The sequence below is a fragment of the Clostridium sp. CS1-1 genome, from assembly GCF_056135525.1.
In genome coordinates, this window is the sequence record NZ_CM148680.1 from 4,699,889 (window position 1) to 4,722,150 (window position 22,262).

Sequence of the window (22,262 nt, forward strand, 5' to 3'; positions counted from 1 at the left end):
TTTACAATCATTTATTGAAAACAACTTATTTTTCTAACTCTTCTTTTGTTTCTTAAGCTTAAATATGATGTCTCTTAAATGTGCTGCTTGTTCAAATTGTAAATCCTTAGCTGCCTGTTTCATTTCTGTCTCATACTTTTCAATAAGAGCATCTATATTTTCATTATTTGCTTCAATCGCTTCTTCTAAACTGCCATATTTAGCACTTTTTTCAGAAACCTTTGTAGCCTCGATTACTTCTCTAATTTCTTTTCTTACCGTAGTTGGCGTAATACCATGTTTTTCATTATATTCAATTTGAATTTTTCTTCTTCTATTTGTTTCAGTTATAGCTTTATTCATCGAATTAGTAATTCTATCCGCATACATTATTACTTTACTTTCTGAGTTTCTTGCTGCTCTTCCTATAGTCTGTATAAGTGATCTTTCTGACCTCAAGAATCCCTCTTTATCTGCGTCAAGTATCGCAACTAAAGCAACCTCTGGAATGTCAAGTCCCTCTCTTAAAAGGTTTATACCTACTAAGACATCAAATACACCTTTTCTTAAGTCTCTTATTATTTTCATTCTCTCTATTGTATCTATTCCTGAATGAAGGTAATTAGTTTTGATTCCCATTTCCTTTAAATAATCTGTTAAATCCTCTGACATTTTTTTTGTAAGGGTTGTCACAAGAATTCTATAACCTTTACTTATTGTTTCCTTTATACTAGCATATAAATCATCTATTTGGCCTTTTATGGGCTTAACTACAATCTCCGGATCCAATAATCCTGTTGGTCTTATTATTTGTTCCGCTACATTGCTCGAATGAGATAATTCATAATCAGCGGGTGTAGCACTAACAAACAGTACCTGATTCAACTTGTTTTCAAACTCTGGGAATTGTAAAGGTCTATTATCAAAAGCAGATGGTAATCTAAAACCATAATCAACTAACGATTCCTTTCTCGACCTATCTCCTGCATACATAGCCTTAACTTGTGGGAGAGTAACATGACTTTCATCTATAAATAGTAAGTAATCATCTGGAAAATAATCTATTAAAGTCTGAGGAGACGTTCCTTTTGCTCTACCATCTAGAATCCTAGAGTAGTTTTCAATACCACTGCAATATCCAACCTCTCTCATCATTTCTATATCAAAGTTAGTCCTTTGTTTCAATCTTTGAGCTTCTAGAAGTCTATCCTGAGATGTTAGTTCCTTGAGTCTTTCTTCCAATTCCATTTCAATCTTATTTATAGCTACTTCCAATCTTTCTCTCGAGGTAGCAAAGTGAGATGCAGGGAATATAGAGACATGGTTTCTTCCACCTATTATTTCTCCAGTCAAGGAATCGAACTCTCTTATCCTGTCTATTTCATCTCCAAAAAACTCTATTCTTATAGCCTTACTAGTCGAAGAAGCTGGGAATATATCTAAAACATCTCCTTTAACCCTAAAGGTTCCTCTAACAAAGTTAAGTTCATTTCTCTCATATTGTATCTCCACAAGCTTTTTTAACACTTCATCTCTATCCTTAACCATACCTTGTCTTAGGGATAAAGTAAGATTCTTATATTCCTCTGGATTACCAAGTCCATAGATACAAGATACTGAAGCTACAACAATTACATCCCTTCTCTCAAGCAGAGCAGACGTAGCAGAGTGCCTTAATTTATCAATTTCATCATTTATCGAAGCATCCTTTTCTATAAAAGTATCTGTCTGGGGAACGTATGCTTCTGGTTGATAATAATCATAGTACGATACAAAATACTCAACACAATTCTCTGGAAAAAACTCTCTAAACTCAGAGCAAAGTTGAGCTGCTAATGTTTTATTATGCGCTAGTATAAGAGTAGGCTTTTGAACTTCTTGTATAATATTTGCCATAGTAAATGTTTTACCAGAGCCGGTTACTCCAAGAAGCGTCTGAAACCTCTCTCCTTTTAATATTCCCTTTGCTATACTCTTTATAGCTCCAGGTTGGTCTCCCGTTGGTTTAAACTTAGAATGTATTTTGAAAACTTCCATTTTCACTCATCCTTATCTTTCTTTTTTATTTTATCTAACACTTCACTAAACTTTGTCTCATCAAGTCTAACAACCATACTATCTCTCGGTACTCCTCTTGGCACAAATACTATTCCAAGCCTTTTATTGCCGTTAAGCTTGTTGTAACTTACCTGTTCAAATTTACCTGTAACTTTTTTAACTTTAAACCAAATAAAATTTGAACACTCCTTTATGGATTCGGTTATCCTATCTTCACTCTCTATCTTTTTATTATTTACTTCTACCAATACATCTCCACTCTTAATTCCCATTTCATTAGCTGGTGAATTAGGTGCTACATCAAGTACCATTATTCCATCTTCATTACTTATATATTTTGGTTCTCCTTTTAATTCTAAATATCGTTGAAAAATTATGATTGCCTCATGTGCAGCTGGTGCAAATATTACTAGTAAAAATCTTAAAATTGAATTATAAGCAGCAAACTGTGCAAATGCAAATAAAACTACACTATACACTATTACAAATAAACCTGATGTTAATGTTTTTTCTTTTCTACTTTTAGTAAAAGTCACACTGTTGTATCCTATCATTCCATAAAAAGGTATTAACGCAACAACAGCTGTTCTTAAGATATCGACTGGTATTGAGTTTCTAACGAAAGGCCACCACTCAGGTAGTGGTACCTGCCAAGCTGAAGATATATTAGCTGTATTATGAATCATGAAGAATACAGCTATAGGAAGTGCCCAATGTCTCTGTAAGGCAAATCCACCTATTACCCTATCTTCTCTACTTGTAAAAACAGGAATATATCCAGTTTCTCCATCAATTATTATGAGAATACCTTCAATGAAATGTAATATAGCAACCATAGTCATTAGTGATACTATATCTATCTTTAAAACATCCAAATTAGGAATATTAAGTATCCCTCCAATAAAGCTTAAAACTAAACTTATAAAGGCAAGTGCTGCACCTGAATAAGCAAAACATATAAATCTTGGATTAAAGAACATAAAAACTATAGATACTAAAAATATTAAATCTACAGACGAACTCTCATCAAATACAACTCCTAAGTATGACATCATAATACTTGCAATGGTGCCCGCAAATATACCTATTACAATTTGAGATATTGTGAGTTCAAAGGGAGAATTTATTCTCTCCCCAAGTATCATCTTCTGCATTACAGTTGTTTTTTTATTTCTTCTATAAAGTATAAAAGATAAAATAACTAAAAATGTAACCAAGTAAGGCTCTGTTAATGCGTAGGCTACAGATTTTAAAGTATATATTAAAATGCCCATTAAAATAAATTCCCCTCTCTATACAGTGAAACTTGCCACCAACGTGCCAACTTCTACAGCTCAGTTAAACTAGTTAAAAAGCTTAAAACCACTTATATATAAATATTACTGTATGATAGCTATTAGTTAAAGTGAAACTTGCGTCAGGCGTAAACATACCACACCTGACGCTCAAATCCAAGTCTTATAATCCCCTTTATTTACTCTTAGCTATTTCTAGAGCCTTACTAAACTGAGGATCTGTATTTCTATCATATGGCTTTGCCCTTAAACTATCAGGATATTCCACTTCAATATCTGGTTTAATACCTGTATGGTGTATATTTTCTCCATTCGGAGTATAGTACTTTGAAACGGTGACTTTCAATGCAGTGCCGTCCCGTGTATCTAATATTGTTTGAACAACTCCTTTACCAAAAGTCTTTTTACCAACCAAAGTACCTATTTTGTAATCTCTGATGGCACCAGAGAATATCTCAGAAGCACTTGCAGTTCCTTCATTCGTAAGTACAGTAAGAGGCAACCCTATAGCTACTCCGCCTTTTGACTTATATTCTTTTTTATTTTTGTACTTATCTATAGTAGAAACTATAACCTTATCCTTCTCAACAAAATTTGAAACCATATCTACACACTCATCAAGCAACCCTCCTGGATTACCTCTTAGATCGACTATTAGTGATTTCATTCCTTTATCCTGAAGTTCCGTCAATTTGTTTGTGAAATTATTAGCAGTACTTTCATCAAACATGGAAACCTGTATGTATCCCACCTTATTATCTAACATTTCACCTTTAACTGTAACTAGGTTTATCTTTGATCTTTTAAGCTTAACATCAAAGTTACCTTTATTTTCTCTAAAAAGGGTTATTGTTACTTCTGTTCCTTCTTTACCTTTCATTAAGGATACTGCTTTTTCAAGTTCCTTCCCTGTAACCTCTGTTCCATTTACTTTCTCTATTACATCTTTAGGAAGTATACCAGCTTTTTTTGATGGTGACTCTTCAAAAACATCAACTACTACAATGTTATCATCTTTAGTTTGAACTTGAAGCCCAACTCCACTATAATTGCCTTCCGTTTGAGTGTTAAAGTCCTCGTATTCTTTTTTATTCATAAATACTGTGTAAGGATCATTTAGTGCCGAAGTCATTCCCTTAATAGCACCTTCTACTAAGTCCTGTTCATTGATAGTTCCATCATAGTATTTATATAATTCATTTTTCACTTCAAACAATTTTCCAAATTTAGATACCTCAGCATTCTGTATTCTATTTATATATGCTCTGGTTCCAAATAATGTAATACTGTTAGTGATAAGTACTACTGCTAACGTGGATGACATCCACTTTTTTTTATTGTTCAATTTATCCACCTCTTTGCTTTTACCTTCTAATGTTATAGTATTTATTTAAATCTTAAATAATTATAACATTAAAAAAAATAAATTTGTAAAACTATTTAAAAATTTTATAAAGTTAGTTATTGGACAAATTAAGCATGCAACTTTTAGCTGCATGCTTAATCTACAATTCATATGTTATTAAATTACTCTACTAAACTGCTAAGAACTTTCTTATAGATAAAATACTTCCCATTGCACCTATTACAATACCTGCAAGTACAAATAGTCCTAAAACATTAGTTATTATATATTCAGGAGCTATCAATTGCATAATGATTAATCCGGAAGAAGCTTTAACGTAGGCTATTCTATATATATAATATAGTAACACATCTGCGATAACACTACCTATAACTCCAATAATTATTCCTTCAATTATAAATGGCCATCTTATAAACCAGTCTGTAGCTCCTATATACTTCATTATTCCTATTTCTCTTCTTCTAGAATACACAGTTATCTTTATCGTATTGCCAATCAAAAATAAAGAAACACCTATTAGAACTATAAATATAACACTACCTACCCATTTTATCGTTCTTGTTATAGCCATTAGCTTGTCTATAACTTCTCTTCCGTCTTTTATACTTTCTATGCCTTCCATATCTTTTATGTTACTTACTACGCTAGAAACTATCTCTGGGCTGTTAACTTTAACTATATATGAATTTGGCATAGGGTTATCTTTCTCCAAACCTTCCACTAAGCCCTTATTTTGATCTCCAAGTTGGTTTTTAAATTTATCCATAGCTTGAGCCTTACTTTCATACTCTACATCTACTACTCCATCAATTCCTTTTATCTTTTTCTCTAGTTCTCTTTGTTGAACCATAGTTATATTATCCTTTAAGAATACTTTTGCTTCAACTCTGGATTCAACTTCCAATATCCCTTGCTTAACGTTCAATATACTTAGTAAAAATATACCAAAAATAAAAAGTGTTGCCGCAACTGTAGCTGCTGATGCAGTACTTGTAGTTTTATTTCTCTTCAAATTTTTAAGCGAGTCAACTATAAAAAACTTAACTGAACTAATCCTCATATCCGTAAGCCCCCCTCTGCTCATCTCTTACTATAATACCCTTTTCAATAGCTATAACCCTTTTTTTCATTACGTCCACTATATCTTTAGCATGCGTCGCCATAACTATTGTAGTACCTGCTCGACTAATATCATTTAGTGTTTCCATTATATCCATAGCAGTTTCAGGATCTAAATTACCTGTAGGTTCATCTGCTATTAAAATAGATGGATTGTTTACAATGGCTCTCGCAAGAGATACCCTTTGTTGCTCTCCTCCTGATAACTCATGTGGAAATGCTTTATACTTATTAGCTAACCCAACTAAGGAAAGTACTACAGGAACTTTTTTTCTTATTTCTTTTAATGGTGCTTCCACTACTCTCATAGCAAAAGCTACATTTTCATATACATTTAGAGTAGGAATCAACCTAAAGTCTTGAAAAACCACCCCTATCTTTCTTCTATAGAAGGGTATTTCCTTTCTTTTGAGATTAGTTACATCTATTTCATTCACTATTATATTTCCACTAGTAGGCTGTACTTCTTTTAGAAGCATTTTAATAAAAGTAGATTTTCCAGCACCACTTGGTCCAACCAAAAATACAAATTCTCCTTTTTCCATTCTTACATTTATATTTGATAGTGCGAATATATTATTATTATAAACCTTAGTTACATTATTAAATTCAATCATCTAAATCTCTCCTTAATAAATACACAAGAATCCAATTTTTTTACATTACTATATCTATTATAACATAATAAGACACGAAATTGAAAATTAATTCTATTAATTTATTATTAACAAAAGAAGGTATGTAAGATTATCTTTGACCTTAATCTTACATACCTTGAATAGTATGCATATATCTCATAATTATTACATACACATTTTTCACGGTTATATAATTTATCCATTATAAGATAATAATCGACAAATTTACGCCTCACTAATAATATCTTTAAATCCTTCTCCCAATACTTCACGAGCATCACTTATTGAAATAAAGGCTTTGGTGTCGGTTTCTTTTATGTAATTCTTTAATCTTATAAATTCCTTTCTTCCAAGTACTGTAAAAAGAATATGAGTATCCTGTTTTGAAAATCCACCTCTACCATGAAGTATAGTGCATCCTCTATCTAACTGTTCAATTATATACTTACCTATTAATTCGTTTTGAGAACTTATTACCATTATTTGTTTAGAACTATTAAGGCCTTCTATAACCCTATCTATTACAACGCCATTCATAATAACACACAAAAGCGCATATAAACCTGCTTCAATACCAAATGAAATCGCTGCTAAAAGTGTTACGATAAAATCTACTATGAGAAGTGATTTCCCTATATCCATATGCCAAACTCTATTAAGTATTTTAGCTAAAATATCTGTTCCTCCCGTTGACGCATTTTGGTTAAATACAATACCCAATCCTACTCCGCTCATTAGTGTTCCAAATATAGCTGCAAGCAATAGGTCCTTAGTTACCACAACATCAGGGGCCATTATTTTATCCATAAGCCAAAGAATTGCTGATAAACTTAAACTTGAATATATGGTTTTTGCTCCAAACTTATTTCCTATAAAAATGAAGCCAATTATCAGCAATATTGTATTCATAATTAGTGTAAGTAGACCTATGCTAACCCTTGGCAAAAAATTATTAATTATAATTGCCATACCAGTAACTCCACCTGCTGCTATCTTGTTTGGTGCTAAAAACAACTCTAAACTTAAAGCAACCAACAAAACTCCTATTGTAATTAAACCATATTCCTTTAAACTTTTCATAAGTCTTATAACTCCTACTTTATAATATATTTTCTCCTTAACTAATAAAGATAAAATGCTTATCCTTGTAACCATTAGTTGTTAAAACCCTTATACAAATCCAAATATGATATTTTATTAGTTCAACTACAAATAATTATTCCCAACTTTTTTGTTTTATATTATAAAAATAATAAGACGGTATAACTATATATACCGTCTTATTATCGCATTTGATTTATAGAACTTATTTTAAAGTTAGACCTTTTTTAACTGCTTTTACTACGTCATCAGCAGTTAATCCGTAGGCTTTTAACAACTCTGCGGGTTTTCCACTTTCTCCAAAAGTATCTTTTATACCTACTCTTATTACAGGTGTAGGTAGATTTTCACTTAATACCTCACATACGGCAGAACCAAGTCCACCAATTATATTATGTTCTTCTGCAGTTATAACAACACCAGTTTCTCTAGCTGCAGTCACAATTATATCCTTATCTATAGGTTTTATTGTATGTATATTTATAACTCTAACTTTTATTCCTTCTTCAGAAAGAGTATTATATGCTTCAAGAGCTGCATCTACCATTATTCCAGTAGCTATTATTGTTGCATCTTTTCCTTCTCTTAGAGTTATTCCTTTACCTATTTCAAACTTGTAGTCCGAACCTTCGTTTATCACAGGCACTCCTGATCTTCCAAGTCTTACATAGCAAGGTCCTTTATATTCTGCAATTGCTCTGATTACAGCTTCCGTTTCCACTGCATCGCTTGGGCTTATTACAGTCATATTTGGTATACTTCTCATTAAGGATATGTCTTCAATAGATTGATGTGATGCTCCATCCTCACCTACTGTGATACCTGCATGAGTAGCACATATTTTTACATTTAATTTTGGATAGCATATAGAATTTCTTATTTGCTCAAAAGCTCTTCCTGTAGCAAACATAGCAAAGGTACTTACAAATGGTATCTTATCACAAGTTGACATACCTGCAGCAACTGACATCATATTTGATTCCGCTATTCCCATGTTTATAAATCTTTCAGGACAAACTTTTTTGAAATCAGCAGTTTTAGTTGACTTAGATAAATCAGCATCAAAAACTACTATTTTTTCATTTTCTTCACCTAACTTTGCTAATGCCTTTCCGTAAGCTTCTCTTGTTGCTATCTTATTAGACATTATTCTTCACCTCCAAGTTCATCTATCGCTTTTTCACATTGTTCTTTGCTTGGCGCATTTCCATGCCAACCAACTTCATTTTCCATGAAGGATACACCTTTTCCCTTTATAGTCTTACAAACTATCATAGTTGGTTTTTCTTTAACTTTTTTCGCTTCTTCAATAGCATTAATTAGTTCCTCAAAACTATGTCCATCAACCTCTGTAACATTCCATCCAAAAGCTTTGAACTTATCAGCAATAGGACCCACTGACATTACCTCTTCACATGGTCCATCTATTTGAAGCCCATTGTAGTCTACAAATGCAGTTAGATTGTCTAGTTTATAGTGAGCGGCTGACATAGCTGCTTCCCAAACTTGACCTTCCTCTAATTCTCCATCTCCAAGTAGAGCATAAACTCTATAATCTTTCTTATCTAACTTACCAGCTAGTGCCATTCCAACTGCTGTAGATATTCCTTGGCCTAGCGAACCAGTGGACATATCTACTCCTGGAACTTCATTCATGTTAGGATGCCCCTGAAGAATAGAACCAATCTTTCTAAGTGTTTTTAATTCTTCAACATCAAAATAACCTCTTCTGGCAAGCGCACTATATAATACTGGTGCTGCATGACCTTTTGAGAGAACAAATCTATCTCTATTTAAATCTCTAGCCTTTTCTGGGTCTATGTTCATTTCACTAAAATAAAGTGTAGTTAAAATTTCTACAGCAGATAAAGAACCACCTGGGTGTCCAGATCCTGATTCTGTTAACATTTTTACAATGTCTTTTCTGATGACATTTGCTACTTGTTTTAGTTCTTCTACATTTTTTTTCACAATTTCAACCTCCTAATAAGCTTACCATTAAACATTTCTCATATATTTTATCACAAAAACCTCTTTTTATATATAATAAAAAAATAAGGGTTTAAAAAAACCCTTATAAAAACTTACTGCAATCCAACACTTATTAAAAGTGCATCATCAACTTTTCTCATATCTGAATCTGTCATATGACCTATTTTTTCCTTCAATCTTCTTTTATCTAAAGTTCTTATCTGCTCAAGCAAAACTACTGAATCTTTATTGAGCCCATAAGCTTCTGATGAAATTTCTACGTGAGTTGGTAGTTTCGCTTTATTTATCTGAGAGGTAATAGCTGCTACAATTACGGTAGGACTGTATTTATTGCCGATATCATTTTGAATGATAATAACCGGCCTAATTCCGCCCTGTTCCGAACCCACCACGGGGCTTAAATCAGCATAGAATATATCTCCTCTTTTCACTACTGTTGTCATCTGGCAAATCACTCTCCGAAAGCTTCGCTTCATATTCTTTAAATTCTTTCATGTCACTTGCAAAGCCCATTTCTGCAAACTCAAGATTAAGCTGCGCCATTTCTTTATACCCTTTTTCCATTTGCTCTATAATATTTAACCTTTTTTTCTCTTTAATATATAATATGATAGCTTCTCGAATAAATTCACTTCTTTTTTTGCAATCTTCTTGAAGTGCTTTGTTAAATTCATTATATAGTGTTTCTGAGAGGTTTACTACTAATCTCTTTGAATTTGACATATACAAATTAATACCTCCTATTAACTTAAGCGAAAGTTATGTACACACCATTATAGTCATAAAATTACTACCATGTCAAAGAAATTATCCGTAATTTCACCACTTTTCTACTTGTAATTTTTACACATAATTCCTTGTTTTTACATGTATGCTACTATTTATGTATATTCGTATAATTTAAATTAAATATGTACTTCGCTAAATAATTAATAGTTATGATTTAATTATAATAACACTATATATATTCTACCACATATAATCTATTTAGTAATCATCTTTTTAAATTTTATATATTTTCCCTATTTTCTGCAACATATTAGTATGTTGTACAAAGTATTAATTTTATATACATCAAATTTATTATTTGAGGTTAAGAATTATTGTTATTATCTCTATTCTACAGAAAAGCGTTATTAGATATTTTTTCTAGCAGAATGCTGTTATATATTTCAATTTGCATGTTTTAAATACAAAAATCTACTTAACTCTTAACTACTCTTATATGTAGTTTCTAACCTTAACTACTTTACCATTTTTTAAATAAACTCTTGGTACTCTTTTACTTACCATACAAATAATTTCATAGTTAATCGTCCCAAGCATAGCTGCCATGTTATCTGCATCATGCTTTAAGCTCCCATCTGTTCCCATTAATATTACCTCATCTCCAACTTCTACATCCTTAATATCAGTAATATCAATCATACATTGATCCATACATATATTACCTACCACAGGTGCAAACTTACCTCTAACTATAACCTTTGCATTACCTGACATCATTCTAGTATAACCATCAGCATATCCGACTGGTAATGTAGCAATTATGCTCTTTCTTTCAGTCTTGAACTTTCTACCATATCCTATATACTCATCCTTTTCTAGCGTCTTTATATGCATTATGTTAGCCTTCCATGTCATTGCTGGTTTTATATTCAAAACACTTTTTTCAACTTCATTGGAAGGGTAATATCCATACAATATTATACCTGGCCTAGTCACATCATAGTGAGTATAGGGTAAATCCATTATAGCTGCACTGTTAGCTATATCTCTCATATTTATTTTAATATCCTTTTTTCTTAACTCTTCATAGAACCAATTATATTTTTCAAATTGAATGTTTGAATATTCTTTATCAGCTTCATCGGCTGTACAGAAGTGTGAAAATAGTCCTTCTATCTCTAAGTTAGGCAACTTACTAATCTTATATATTTCTGCAATACTTTCTTCATTAGGTAAGAAACCTATTCTTCCCATACCTGTATCCGTAGCGATATGGATTTTAATAATCTTATTTTTAATCTTTGCTGCTTCTGATAAACTACATGCGTATTCATAACAAGATACTGTTGGTTCAACGTTATAATTAATCACATCGCTTGTTAGAGTTTCAGGAGTGAGTCCTAAAATCATTATTGGACATTCTATTCCATTCTCCCTTAACTCAATTGCCTCACTCAGTACGGCTACTGCCAATCTTGTCGCCCCATTTTCCAAAAGTACAGGTGCAATATCAATAGCTCCATGACCATACGCATCAGCCTTTACTACTGCCATTACTTCTTTACTCTTAGTTAATGTTCTAATTTGTTGCATATTATATGCAATATTGTCTAAATCAATTTCAGACCATACGGGCCTAAAATCTTTGAACATAATATAACCCCCTTAAAATAAACTAAAATGTTTCGTGATTTATCCCCAATATCAATTATACAATATTTTCAACAATAATATAATTAAAAATATTGAGAATTTATAAAATAATTCCCAAAATAAAATGGCAGGAGCTTACCAAAAGCTCCTGCCGACCTTATTATACCTTAAGTATTTGTATCAAATAATTCTTTTTGTAGCTCTGGATTTGATTTAAAATTTGTATAATCTATATTAATTTTTTCTCTACCTTTTGAATCATAAATTTTTAAGTATCTTGGTAAGTTATCCTTTAAATTTATATATAAATCTGAACTACTTATATTTTTGTTATTCCCAGGAATGTCCAAATGTATAATCTGATATTCTTCATTATTTATACTTTTAAATGAATTACCCATTGTTTCATTTGTATAAATTAATCCAATATACTCGCCAATAAAACTTAACTTAAATAAACTATCAAACTCCTTATCCGTACTATAACTTAAACCATTTTGCAAATCCTTTATAGATATACCATTTTCTTTATAGATCAACACTCTATTATTTTCTAATTCAAATCTATACCCATATCTCTTATCATAAAATTGTTTACCACTATAATTTATTGTTTGTTTATCATTTTGTATCTTCATAGATATGTCACAGCTATATGTATCTAAGTTCTTTAAGTAGTTAATAGCTTTTTCTGTATCTCTAACATTTTTAGTACACCCTACAAAAAATACTAAAGAAATAAAAGACATAATAGATAGTAATGTTAATAGTCCCTTTTTCATGTTACTCCTCCTGGTATCACACTTTTTAAAGTGCCGGTCTTACTATTAATACTATTCTCTTATGTCTATTTATATTCTTATACTTTTATAAATTTATAGGGCTTAAAGTTAATTTGTGAGTTCTTTTATCATATATGGAAGACTTTCTAATACATGACTAGCATTAACACAAAACATTTCATTGGAAAGCTTTTCTCCACAGTATCCGTGTATAAATGCAGATATATATGCAGCGGTCATCGCTTTATAACCTTGGCCTATAAGAGATGCTAGTATTCCAGTAAGACAATCTCCCATGCCTCCTGAAGCCATTGCACTATTTCCTGTAGGATTTATTACAGTTGTATCTCCATCAGTGACTATTGTATTATAGCCCTTTAATAAGACAATGATATTATTATCCTTTGCAAACTTTTTCGCAACTTCAAGTCTGTTTTCTTTTATGTAGTCTATAGAACTCCCTGTTAATCTCGACATTTCTCCTAAATGTGGCGTTATAACGATTTCCGATTTTTTGCTCCTTAAAATTTCCATTTTATCTTTTAATACATTTAGGGCATCAGCATCCATAACTACTACCTTAGCTGAACTAGTTATAACCTGTTTAACTAATTCAAATGTAGTTTCATTATCTCCCATCCCAGGTCCTATAGCAATAACATCACTCTTCTCTATTAAATCTTCCAAATTATCTCTTTCATCTAACGAAACAGTCATTGCTTCTGTTAGCTTTGAACTCAAAATCTCCTGAGTTTCTCTACTACAGCATAAAGTCACGAGGCCGGCTCCACTTCTTACTGCACTTTGTGCACATATATAAGCAGCTCCAGTGTACCCTTTTGATCCTGCTATTATTAGCACTCGACCATAATTTCCTTTATAAGAATATTTATCCCTTACTATAATATTATTTTTTATCATATTCTTATCCATAATAAATTCATTTTCATGAAATCTATTTACTGCAATCTCCGGAATACCTATTTCTTCTATAATTATTTCTCCAGTGAACTCATCTGTTCCGTAGTTTAAAAATCCCCTTTTATATAATTGAAAAGAAACAGTTTTATTAGCTTTAATGCAGTTTCCTAGAATCTTTCCCGTATTTGCATCTAATCCAGAAGGAATATCAATTGACACAATATGTTTACTGTTCTCATTGATTATAGAAATTACAGATTCATAAATTCCCTCAACCTTCCTAGTGATACCTGTTCCAAAAATTGCATCTATGGTCACTTGGCTTCTATCAACAGAATCCCTTAAATCATTAATATCCTCTATATTATTTACTTTATTTATATTAATACCTATTTTTTTTAATATCTCATAATTCACCCTACATTCTTCACTCATGCCGTTCTTACTGCCAACTAAGAATACTTCTACTTTCTTATTTAATAGATGCAAATGCCTTGCTACCGCAAATCCATCTCCTCCATTATTCCCTTTTGTGCAAACTATACAAAATGAATTACAAGTATCTAGTTCTAAATTTTTAATGACTTTTAAGGATGCATTCTCCATTAAAATAATGCTAGGTATTTTCAATTCATTTACACAAAAATTATCTATATTCTTCATTACTTGTGAAGTTGCTATCTTCAAATTTATCAACCTCCATCACTGCATAAGCTATGGCGTTATCCACCCCATGAGATATACTTAAATGAATTTTATAATTTCCATACTTCTGTGCAATCATTTTCGCCTTACCCTTCAATACTACTATAGGTTTGCCTGCAGCAGTTCTATCTATTTCTATATCTTTAAATTCGAAGCCACTGAACCCAGTTCCCAATGCTTTAGAAACTGCTTCCTTTGCAGCAAACCTTCCAGCCACAAATTCTGGTCTTAAATTTCTACTTTTAAGATATTCAATTTCATTTTTACTAAACAACTTATCCATAAACCCTTGATGTTTATCCATCCCTTCTTTTATCCTTCGAATTTCAACTATATCTACCCCAACTCCTGAAATCAAAAGTATCACCCCCATACTTATTATAATAAAGTAAAACTTTTACTTTTAAAAGTCAAACTTATTATTTAAAAGAAAAAAAGAGGATGTTTCCTCTTTTTTATAAAGTTTATCTCTTATTAGTACTCTTAGTATGCTATACATTTTGTTTCTTTTTCAAAATCAATTATATACTCATCAATATAATCTCCAAGCACATCAATCAGGTGTATTGGAGACACTGTATTATCATACAATAATTTCAGTAAATTATGTACCTTATGCCTGTCTGGGCTTATATGTTCTACAGAATCTCTTTCTATATTTACTAAATTCCCCTCTAGTATGTCTTGTCGTTCAATTTCAATTCCATATGACTGCACCTCTATGGTATCTGTTTCACATGAAATAGAAATAACCCCCTTAAGTAGTCTGTAGAAATAGTTATACTTGATTTTTTCTACACTTTCAGTTCTAACTAAATTTTCTACTACCATCTTTTTTCCCCCCATAATCAACTTCAAAGATATCTTAACATATTAAATCAAAGAAATATGTCATTTCGTGTTTAAAGCAATTACAACTTATCTCTCTTATATGACACCAAAAAGCCTGTAATACCACATCCAGCAGCATGTATATTACTTAAATTCCATTATCTAACTTATTAACAATGTATGTTTGTCGAATTTCTAAGCTTCTTGACTATTTCTTTTTGCAGTTACATATCTAATAGTATCCTTTAATATGCCATCGTTTACTGCTATATATTTACAAATATCCTCCAGCATCATAATACTTGCTATAACTATAGAGCAATCATCATGCTCACAGTGTTTTAATTCATATAGCTTGACATAGTTATTTAATACTTCTTTTTTACACTTTGTGTCGGAATATACACTATTTAATCCACTATATAATACATTATAAGAAAGTATTAAAAAGTCCATTTTAGACTTATCATTTCCATTTACGACATATTTTACTATTTTATTTAATGAACTTTCTTTATAGTATTCCTCCATATGCTTTGTATAACTATTCCCAATGTAGTTACCTATAATGTAGCTATCTATTAAGGCTATTTCCCCTTCTGTATTAAATATTATTGCTAAGTCTATACTCTTTTTACCTTCTCTTTTAATTTCGTCAATCTTTTCTTTCACTCTTTGATTGAATGAGGTTGTGAACTTAGAATCCAATATTAAATATTCCAATTCTCGACTAGAACATTCATATATAAAGTCTGAAAAGTGCTTATAAACCTTTTTCATATAGTCTTTACCTCTCAAAATATCACCTTCTAGAATATCTTTTTAAGTATATAGATTTACTTATTGGTTATACATCTGCTGCTAATTTACTCATTAATCTAAGTTCTACTAATAAACTGGACTGATAAACACATATCCTATATTTTTGCTCATATATTGTAGAAATATACTAAGAAATAAAACTTTTAAAAATGTAAGAAAACTAAATAAATAGTTCAATATAAAATAAATTGATACAGTTTAATTAAATAAATTACCTCTTATGCCCTAGACGTAAAAGGTAATTTATTTCAGAATTTCTTCCCTTTAGGTTTTTGTTTTCCTTCTCTATCAAAGGCTAGTGTTGCATTTATTTCTCCACCCATAATTATTATGATTGATAACAAAAATAACCATGATAAAAGAATAATTACAGCTCCTATACTTCCGTATACCTTTGAGTAGTTTCCAAAATTATTTACATAAAATGCAAATCCTATTGACACTACCACTAATCCTATGGTAGAAAAAATAGCTCCTGGTATTACCTCCTTCCAAGTTAGCCTTCTACTCGGAGTGTAATGATATAAGGCTGCAAAGATAAATATCATAGACAAGAGCATAACAATATATCTTGTTATATTCCAAGTGCGCTGAAATATAAATGAAAAACCTAATTTTATCGCCAAATATTTTCCTAGAATTTGACCAAACACTAGAAATATTATTGTTAATATTATTATAAAAGTTACGCCAAAGGTGCATAAAATTGATATAGTTTGAACTTTTATAATTGATCTATCTTCTGATTCATCATATGCCTTATTAATCCCTTTAATAACTGCATTAAACCCACCAGATGCACTCCATACAGTTACAAATAAACTTATAGATAGCAGGTGCCCATTTTTACCATCAACTACCTCGACAATAACGCTGTGTATCAACTGCAATACGTTTTCTGGAAGAATTCTATTTAGCCCAGCTAACACCTCACTACTACTTATAGGGCTATATCCTATCAAAGTCATGAGAAATATTAGGAATGGAAAAAACGAAAAAACTAAGCTATACGCCAACTGCGAAGATAATGCTAAAACATCATCATCGTTAAACCTGAACGCTAAATTCTTAATATCCTTAACAATTTGCACTTTTTGCACCTATAATTCTCCTTTTTCTTTTATTAAGCTAATTATGTCCTTTCTTGATAATAATTATTATAAGAATAAAAACAGGCAATATGCCTGCTCTTATTCTTATGTAAGTAGTCTTTTTTCGCCTTTCAGTTCTTGAATAGGTTTTACATTTTGAGTAACCTCTAATGAACCTATATATTCACCATCCTTACCTTTTATAGCAAAATATCTAATATAAACGGCCATGTCATTCATATTAATCCAGAAATCCTCATTATCCTTTTTCCCAGACCTAAAATCCTCTAACATACTATTTACAATATGAACACTTGCTGGTGGATGACAATTTTGAACTGTTCTACCAATTACAGCTTTTGTCCTTGGAAAAATTCTTTCTTCGCTTTGTGAAAAATATTTAACAACATCATTTTTATCTATAAATGTTATATCTATTGGAAGCTTATTAAATATGCTATTTATTTCTTCCAAAGACAAAATTCCAGTATTAAATTTAACATATCCTTCATTAGTCTCATCTGATTTTTTATAATCAGATTCTAAATTCGCTCTTTTGGGATTCCATCTTGCTTGTGGTTCAACTAAACAGTAACCTATTTCATTACTTTCATTTTCAATATCAAGCCATTCACTCTCTGTCAAAGTATCTAATGCCATAGGAAACAAAATACTCTTCTCCTTAAATATCATTTCATTAATTCTATTTAAAGTCTCTTCAATTTTATCTAATAATTCCTTCTTATTTCCTTTGTATTCATCGAGTAGCTTTCTGCCTCTCTTTATCTCAGTTCTTATTTCATCATCTACTCCCCACATTACCTTTGGAGGAGCTGTTATACCATACTTTTCAAGGTACGGAAATAACAAATTCTCTTTCCTTTTATAATGCTTGTCAATGTCCCATAGAAGATTGAAATCCTCTCTAAGCTTATTTATACTCTCTTCGCTGTCACTACTTGCAAACTCCTCAGTATGTTTTTTAATCTTATCATTTATTAATTTTTCTAACTCTGAATTTTCTAGCTTAAAGGTATGAATCGGATGACCTAGCTCTTGTTCTGGGCTATGTATTTCTTCTATAGATCCTTTAAATATAGCTGCGTGAACATCACAAAGGCGCTGTACCTCACTTATTGGCATGCCCTCCATAATCAAGTTCTGCTCCATGTCGGATATTTCAGAAGGTGCTACACCTTCTATTAATTTTGCAAACCTTGCTTTTACCTCATCAACATCTTTTCCATTGTGAAGTTCCATTATAAGTTCTTTTAAAATTTTTTGTCTATATTCTCTATTGTTTATGATTTCACTCATTTTAATACCTCCTTATTATTAAGAGATCAGGCTAGATATCCTATACAATTATAACAATACCAATCTTAAATTGGCATTTAGTAAGGATAAATATCTTATATAAGTTTTTCCTTTATAACAATATATTATTACAAAATTATAAGTAAATATCGTTTTATATTCGCCTATAAGCCAGTTAACTAGTTCTAACCTCGCCTCATTTTATATTAAAAAAATAAAAAAAGAGAGTATATCTTAGTATTATTTAGATATACTCTCTTCCTTAGATGTAAATATATTTAATTTATTAATGATGTTTATTTAAAATATCTATTTAATAATCCTTTAAATGCTGCTCCATGTCTTGCTTCAACACGAAACATTTACTGTGTTAGCGACTTTTATCTAGCCTTTAAAAAACTTATAGTGTGTAAACATAATGAATTTCCCACCGATTTCCCACCAAAATTCTTTTCCCACAACAAGATATTGTATCTATATGTCAGTAGCTTCAATATCTTTTATGGATTTACTATTTACATCTTTCCATGCTTTTTTGCCATTGACACTGTATCCAGCGACAAATTGTGCAGCAGTTGAAGCACTCCTAAAAAAAACATCAGTCTGTAAAATACAATCTTTTACTAATTCAAGATTATTTCTTTTTCCAAATGCATCTTTTGAAAATTTAGATGTTTGATAAAAATCTTTTGAAATTACACTCCCTTTTAATACTGTTAGAACACCATTTTCATAGTTTCCCATTGCATTAAATTTATTTTTTTTATTGATGTAAAATACTTTCATTTTCTTTTCTCCTCACAAAACGAACAATCTATTTATCTAACAACTTCATTTATAACGTCTATAATTTTATTGTTTTCATTATCTATTAATGCCTGTGCTTCTAATATTTTTTTATTATGTTCTTTAATTTTATCTAAAATAAGCTTTTGTTCATCTAATGATGGTACTGGAATTTTAAAGTTATCAAAGGTATCTTCATCTAAATACCATCTATTTGTAGAACCATAGCTACAAACATTACACATTTTATTGAAGAAATCATGTCTCATTAAATAAGTTAAAAATTGAGGATATACTATGTCTGTGTTTATATCATATACCCAAAAGTTACCAGTTATAATTGCACCATCCAGTTCTTTAGGAATAATTCCATAAGCACCATTTCTTGCATCGATCTTTGAAATCAAAAACTGACCTGCTTTAACGGAAAACTGTCTTTTTGTTCCAATTTCAGAGCCAAATTGAGTTTCTCGCAATACAATACCTCTATTTTTTACTTGGATAGTAACCTGTTTATATTCAAGAGTATCTTTTACTTCAACAATTTCTTTTTTTCTTGTTAGAATCTCATTAATTGGTTTTAAGTCATATTTAGAGTTTAAACTTATAAGCGGAGTGTTATATCTTTTCACACACCAATTCTTTTTATCTAGTGAATGGAACTCTGCAAAACCGATTTCTTCTTTATGAAATGATTTATACTCATCTTCACCTTCTTGATTTTGAATTGTATAACCACCCCATCTTTCCCAAAGTCTCTTGACTTTTGGAATATCATTTTCAGTAATTGGAACTCTTGTAAGGTTCAAATCAAACCCATCTGCCTCTACATCAACAAGCCATGACTTGTGGTTTTTTGGTGCCTTTTCATTTTTAAATAATAAAATACTTGTTTTAACATCAGTATATGGGTTAAACACTCCTTGTGGTAAAGATATAATACCTTCCACAGTTATATTATTCAAAGCCCATTCTCTAAAAGATGAATAAGTGTTGTGGAATAAAAGTGTCTCGCCAACAATACAAGCGATCCTACCGCCCTTTTTAACAGATTCTATCATATGCTTTATAAAAAGCTCATCTGGTTTATTTGGTTCTTCTAGGGCATAAGGATGGTTTGCCATTACAATGTCAAAATTCCCAAAGAATTTTTTATGGTAATCTCTAACTTTATCATTTACAGCCTTTACATCTATATAATCAACAATTGGAGTAATCCCATCATCTTGCATCTTAACTTTTGCTTTATAAAATATCTTTTCTGATTTTCCTACTTTTAATAATTGAATAAGCGAGTCTTTAGTATAATACTCTTTATTACCTTCTTCATTTAATATTATTTCAACATTTGTGGATTCAACTTCTGTATACTTACCATCAGCATCTTTTTTCTTGCTTAACTTTCCAGATTTATTTTTATTGGCAATAAAGTACTTTATTGTTGATACTTGTTCAATAATTGGTTCTCCTGATACTTTATCATATGGTACAATAACTCTTTCAGTCCCTATTAATTCTTCCTTATATTCAACATCTTCTTCAGCAACAACTATAGGCTTATTGTCTTCGTCTTTTACTTTTTCAAGTCTATTTATCTTTTTATAACCTAAAGCATTTTCATTAGAAATATGATTGTGTCCATCACCTAATAAAATCATATTAAGCTTTGTAAGCATTACTGTACTATCTTTAAGTTCATTACCAAATATCACATTTTTCTTCAAATTTTTATACGATATACCATACTTGCTATATTTTCCTATGTATGTAAGAAATGATTGAATTAGAAATCCACCGCTACCACAAGCAGGGTCATATATCTTTTCAATATATTCAATTATATAATTTCCTTTATTATCAAGAGCATATTCTCCATCATCATTCTTTTTAAATTTAATCTGAGGATTTGTCAAATAAACCATTAAGTCAATTAAATGTCTTGGTGTAAAGAATTCGCCGATTTTCCTATCCTTAGAACCTTTTTGATAGTATTCAAGTGCATTGCCTTTAACATCTGTCATCCTATCAATGTTGCATTTGTAAAACATTGTGTTTATTATTTTTGCCAAATCCTTTGAAGCTTGTTCATTTACCTTAATTAATTCTTCCGGAAATACATTTTCATACTGTTTATTTAAGAAATCTTTAAATAACTTATTTACTACCGATACTTTACCTTCCTCAATTAACTCCCAGACAGAATGACCACACTCTTTGATAAACCCTTCATCTAATTTATCGTTTGAAAATATTTTCAGAAATATAAAGATAGAAATTTCAGCAGCCTTATCTATAGCAGACAAACTATTTTTAGCCATTCTAAAAACTGCATCACATTGTGAAAAATAAGGCTCTAATAATTCTTTTGATATATTCTTTTGAATTTGTGTAGAAAACACATTTCCATTTTTCGCAATTGATTTTAAAAATTCTAATTCTGGAAATGTTGTTAGAGGTTCTCCATCTAATAAGATATCTACCCATTTATTTTCCTTTTCATTAAAATATTTGATAATAAAATTAATACCATCATATCCAAATGCTATTTTTATTTTATCTTTATGCTTCTTATTATAGTCTTTTAAATAAATATCAGTGCAATCAGATAACCCAAATAAACTATTATCTTTTCCAGTTGGATCTGGTTTCTTTGCATCTCCAACAGCAATAATTTTTTCACTTTTGCCACTTTCATAAAAAACATAATCAGGATAGCCAGAACCAGATCCAGTTTTAGATGGGAATGTGTCTAATTTGCTTTTTGCTGTTCTTTTTGTATAAAGTTCTCCAACTAATCCATAGCCAATATCTTTTAAATAATTTTCAAACACAGTTTCTACTTCTGATTCATTAGCACTAGATGAATAAACCTTACTTGTCGGTGTAAGCTTTATATCATTTAAAATCTGACCATTTTGAGTATTTTTTATAATCATTATTTATTAACCTCCAAAAATTATCTATTTGTTTTTTGTATCGTATTTAAAGCCTTATATGTCTTATCTATTAAAGTATACTGAGCTTTTTCACCTTAAAAAGCTTCTACTAATCCTTTGCTATTAGTTCATTAAGATTTT

20 protein-coding genes are annotated in these 22,262 nt (G+C 30.7%); all 20 read right to left on the minus strand.

Annotation, left to right across the window (positions count from 1 at the left end; all coding sequences use genetic code 11):
• Positions 1-33: 33 nt before the first annotated feature.
• The gene (gene uvrB / locus AC0N0V_RS22170; RefSeq protein ID WP_474461070.1) at positions 34-2,016 is read right to left on the minus strand and encodes an excinuclease ABC subunit UvrB; all 1,983 of its coding nucleotides are present in this window, start codon (positions 2,014-2,016) and stop codon (positions 34-36) included.
• A 2-nt stretch (positions 2,017-2,018) separates the two neighbouring features.
• Positions 2,019-3,311 carry a PDZ domain-containing protein gene (locus AC0N0V_RS22175; protein ID WP_474461071.1) on the minus strand — a complete coding sequence of 431 codons (1,293 nt, stop codon included), beginning with the start codon at positions 3,309-3,311 and terminating at the stop codon, positions 2,019-2,021.
• Between the two features lie 196 nt (positions 3,312-3,507).
• Positions 3,508-4,677, minus strand: coding sequence for a S41 family peptidase (locus tag AC0N0V_RS22180; protein WP_474461072.1), 1,170 nt, complete (start codon positions 4,675-4,677; stop codon positions 3,508-3,510).
• A gap of 190 nt (positions 4,678-4,867) precedes the next feature.
• The gene (ftsX, locus tag AC0N0V_RS22185; protein WP_474461073.1) at positions 4,868-5,758 is read right to left on the minus strand and encodes a permease-like cell division protein FtsX; all 891 of its coding nucleotides are present in this window, start codon (positions 5,756-5,758) and stop codon (positions 4,868-4,870) included.
• Positions 5,748-6,434: a cell division ATP-binding protein FtsE gene (ftsE, locus tag AC0N0V_RS22190; protein WP_474461074.1), complete on the minus strand. Its 687-nt coding sequence runs from the start codon at positions 6,432-6,434 to the stop codon at positions 5,748-5,750. The genes ftsX and ftsE overlap by 11 nt, the downstream gene beginning before the upstream one ends.
• Before the next feature lie 246 nt (positions 6,435-6,680).
• Complete coding sequence (locus tag AC0N0V_RS22195; RefSeq protein ID WP_474461075.1) at positions 6,681-7,535, minus strand: YitT family protein; 855 nt, start codon at positions 7,533-7,535, stop codon at positions 6,681-6,683.
• Positions 7,536-7,761: 226 nt separating this feature from the next.
• Positions 7,762-8,703, minus strand: a complete 942-nt coding sequence (locus tag AC0N0V_RS22200) for a transketolase family protein (protein WP_474461076.1) — start codon at positions 8,701-8,703, stop codon at positions 7,762-7,764.
• Positions 8,703-9,527, minus strand: a complete 825-nt coding sequence (locus tag AC0N0V_RS22205) for a transketolase (RefSeq protein WP_474461077.1) — start codon at positions 9,525-9,527, stop codon at positions 8,703-8,705. The genes AC0N0V_RS22200 and AC0N0V_RS22205 overlap by 1 nt, the downstream gene beginning before the upstream one ends.
• 113 nt (positions 9,528-9,640) lie before the next feature.
• On the minus strand, positions 9,641-9,991 hold the full coding sequence (locus AC0N0V_RS22210) for a type II toxin-antitoxin system PemK/MazF family toxin (protein WP_474461079.1): 351 nt from the start codon (positions 9,989-9,991) through the stop codon (positions 9,641-9,643).
• Positions 9,951-10,271, minus strand: coding sequence for a CopG family ribbon-helix-helix protein (locus tag AC0N0V_RS22215; protein WP_474461081.1), 321 nt, complete (start codon positions 10,269-10,271; stop codon positions 9,951-9,953). Before AC0N0V_RS22215 ends, AC0N0V_RS22210 begins: the two co-directional genes overlap by 41 nt.
• Before the next feature lie 498 nt (positions 10,272-10,769).
• Positions 10,770-11,930 carry an alanine racemase gene (alr, locus tag AC0N0V_RS22220; protein WP_474461082.1) on the minus strand — a complete coding sequence of 387 codons (1,161 nt, stop codon included), beginning with the start codon at positions 11,928-11,930 and terminating at the stop codon, positions 10,770-10,772.
• A gap of 167 nt (positions 11,931-12,097) precedes the next feature.
• Complete coding sequence (locus AC0N0V_RS22225) at positions 12,098-12,712, minus strand: germination lipoprotein GerS-related protein (protein WP_474461083.1); 615 nt, start codon at positions 12,710-12,712, stop codon at positions 12,098-12,100.
• Positions 12,713-12,820: 108 nt separating this feature from the next.
• Positions 12,821-14,320, minus strand: a complete 1,500-nt coding sequence (locus AC0N0V_RS22230) for an NAD(P)H-hydrate dehydratase (RefSeq protein WP_474461084.1) — start codon at positions 14,318-14,320, stop codon at positions 12,821-12,823.
• Positions 14,280-14,696, minus strand: a complete 417-nt coding sequence (gene acpS / locus AC0N0V_RS22235) for a holo-ACP synthase (RefSeq protein WP_474461085.1) — start codon at positions 14,694-14,696, stop codon at positions 14,280-14,282. The genes AC0N0V_RS22230 and acpS overlap by 41 nt, the downstream gene beginning before the upstream one ends.
• Before the next feature lie 125 nt (positions 14,697-14,821).
• Positions 14,822-15,169: a DUF6514 family protein gene (locus tag AC0N0V_RS22240; RefSeq protein WP_474461086.1), complete on the minus strand. Its 348-nt coding sequence runs from the start codon at positions 15,167-15,169 to the stop codon at positions 14,822-14,824.
• A 195-nt stretch (positions 15,170-15,364) separates the two neighbouring features.
• A complete protein-coding gene (locus AC0N0V_RS22245) occupies positions 15,365-15,949 on the minus strand; it encodes a hypothetical protein (protein ID WP_474461087.1) in 585 nt (194 codons plus the stop codon).
• A gap of 290 nt (positions 15,950-16,239) precedes the next feature.
• Positions 16,240-17,091 carry a YihY/virulence factor BrkB family protein gene (locus tag AC0N0V_RS22250; protein ID WP_474461088.1) on the minus strand — a complete coding sequence of 284 codons (852 nt, stop codon included), beginning with the start codon at positions 17,089-17,091 and terminating at the stop codon, positions 16,240-16,242.
• 96 nt (positions 17,092-17,187) lie between these two features.
• On the minus strand, positions 17,188-18,399 hold the full coding sequence (locus AC0N0V_RS22255) for a DUF438 domain-containing protein (RefSeq protein ID WP_474461089.1): 1,212 nt from the start codon (positions 18,397-18,399) through the stop codon (positions 17,188-17,190).
• A 474-nt stretch (positions 18,400-18,873) separates the two neighbouring features.
• Entirely contained in the window at positions 18,874-19,185 is a 312-nt protein-coding gene (locus tag AC0N0V_RS22260) for a DUF4357 domain-containing protein (RefSeq protein WP_474461090.1), read from the minus strand.
• Between the two features lie 32 nt (positions 19,186-19,217).
• Complete coding sequence (locus AC0N0V_RS22265) at positions 19,218-22,121, minus strand: N-6 DNA methylase (protein WP_474461091.1); 2,904 nt, start codon at positions 22,119-22,121, stop codon at positions 19,218-19,220.
• Positions 22,122-22,262 lie beyond the last annotated feature (141 nt).

Coding starts and splice junctions, on each gene's coding strand:
- uvrB (WP_474461070.1), bottom strand. CDS start 2,016: ATGGAAGTTTTCAAAATACATTCTAAGTTTAAACCAACGGGAGACCAA.
- AC0N0V_RS22175 (WP_474461071.1), bottom strand. CDS start 3,311: ATGGGCATTTTAATATATACTTTAAAATCTGTAGCCTACGCATTAACA.
- ftsX (WP_474461073.1), bottom strand. CDS start 5,758: ATGAGGATTAGTTCAGTTAAGTTTTTTATAGTTGACTCGCTTAAAAAT.
- ftsE (WP_474461074.1), bottom strand. CDS start 6,434: ATGATTGAATTTAATAATGTAACTAAGGTTTATAATAATAATATATTC.
- AC0N0V_RS22195 (WP_474461075.1), bottom strand. CDS start 7,535: ATGAAAAGTTTAAAGGAATATGGTTTAATTACAATAGGAGTTTTGTTG.
- AC0N0V_RS22200 (WP_474461076.1), bottom strand. CDS start 8,703: ATGTCTAATAAGATAGCAACAAGAGAAGCTTACGGAAAGGCATTAGCA.
- AC0N0V_RS22210 (WP_474461079.1), bottom strand. CDS start 9,991: ATGACAACAGTAGTGAAAAGAGGAGATATATTCTATGCTGATTTAAGC.
- AC0N0V_RS22215 (WP_474461081.1), bottom strand. CDS start 10,271: ATGTCAAATTCAAAGAGATTAGTAGTAAACCTCTCAGAAACACTATAT.
- alr (WP_474461082.1), bottom strand. CDS start 11,930: ATGTTCAAAGATTTTAGGCCCGTATGGTCTGAAATTGATTTAGACAAT.
- AC0N0V_RS22225 (WP_474461083.1), bottom strand. CDS start 12,712: ATGAAAAAGGGACTATTAACATTACTATCTATTATGTCTTTTATTTCT.
- AC0N0V_RS22240 (WP_474461086.1), bottom strand. CDS start 15,169: ATGGTAGTAGAAAATTTAGTTAGAACTGAAAGTGTAGAAAAAATCAAG.
- AC0N0V_RS22245 (WP_474461087.1), bottom strand. CDS start 15,949: ATGAAAAAGGTTTATAAGCACTTTTCAGACTTTATATATGAATGTTCT.
- AC0N0V_RS22255 (WP_474461089.1), bottom strand. CDS start 18,399: ATGAGTGAAATCATAAACAATAGAGAATATAGACAAAAAATTTTAAAA.
- AC0N0V_RS22260 (WP_474461090.1), bottom strand. CDS start 19,185: ATGAAAGTATTTTACATCAATAAAAAAAATAAATTTAATGCAATGGGA.
- AC0N0V_RS22265 (WP_474461091.1), bottom strand. CDS start 22,121: ATGATTATAAAAAATACTCAAAATGGTCAGATTTTAAATGATATAAAG.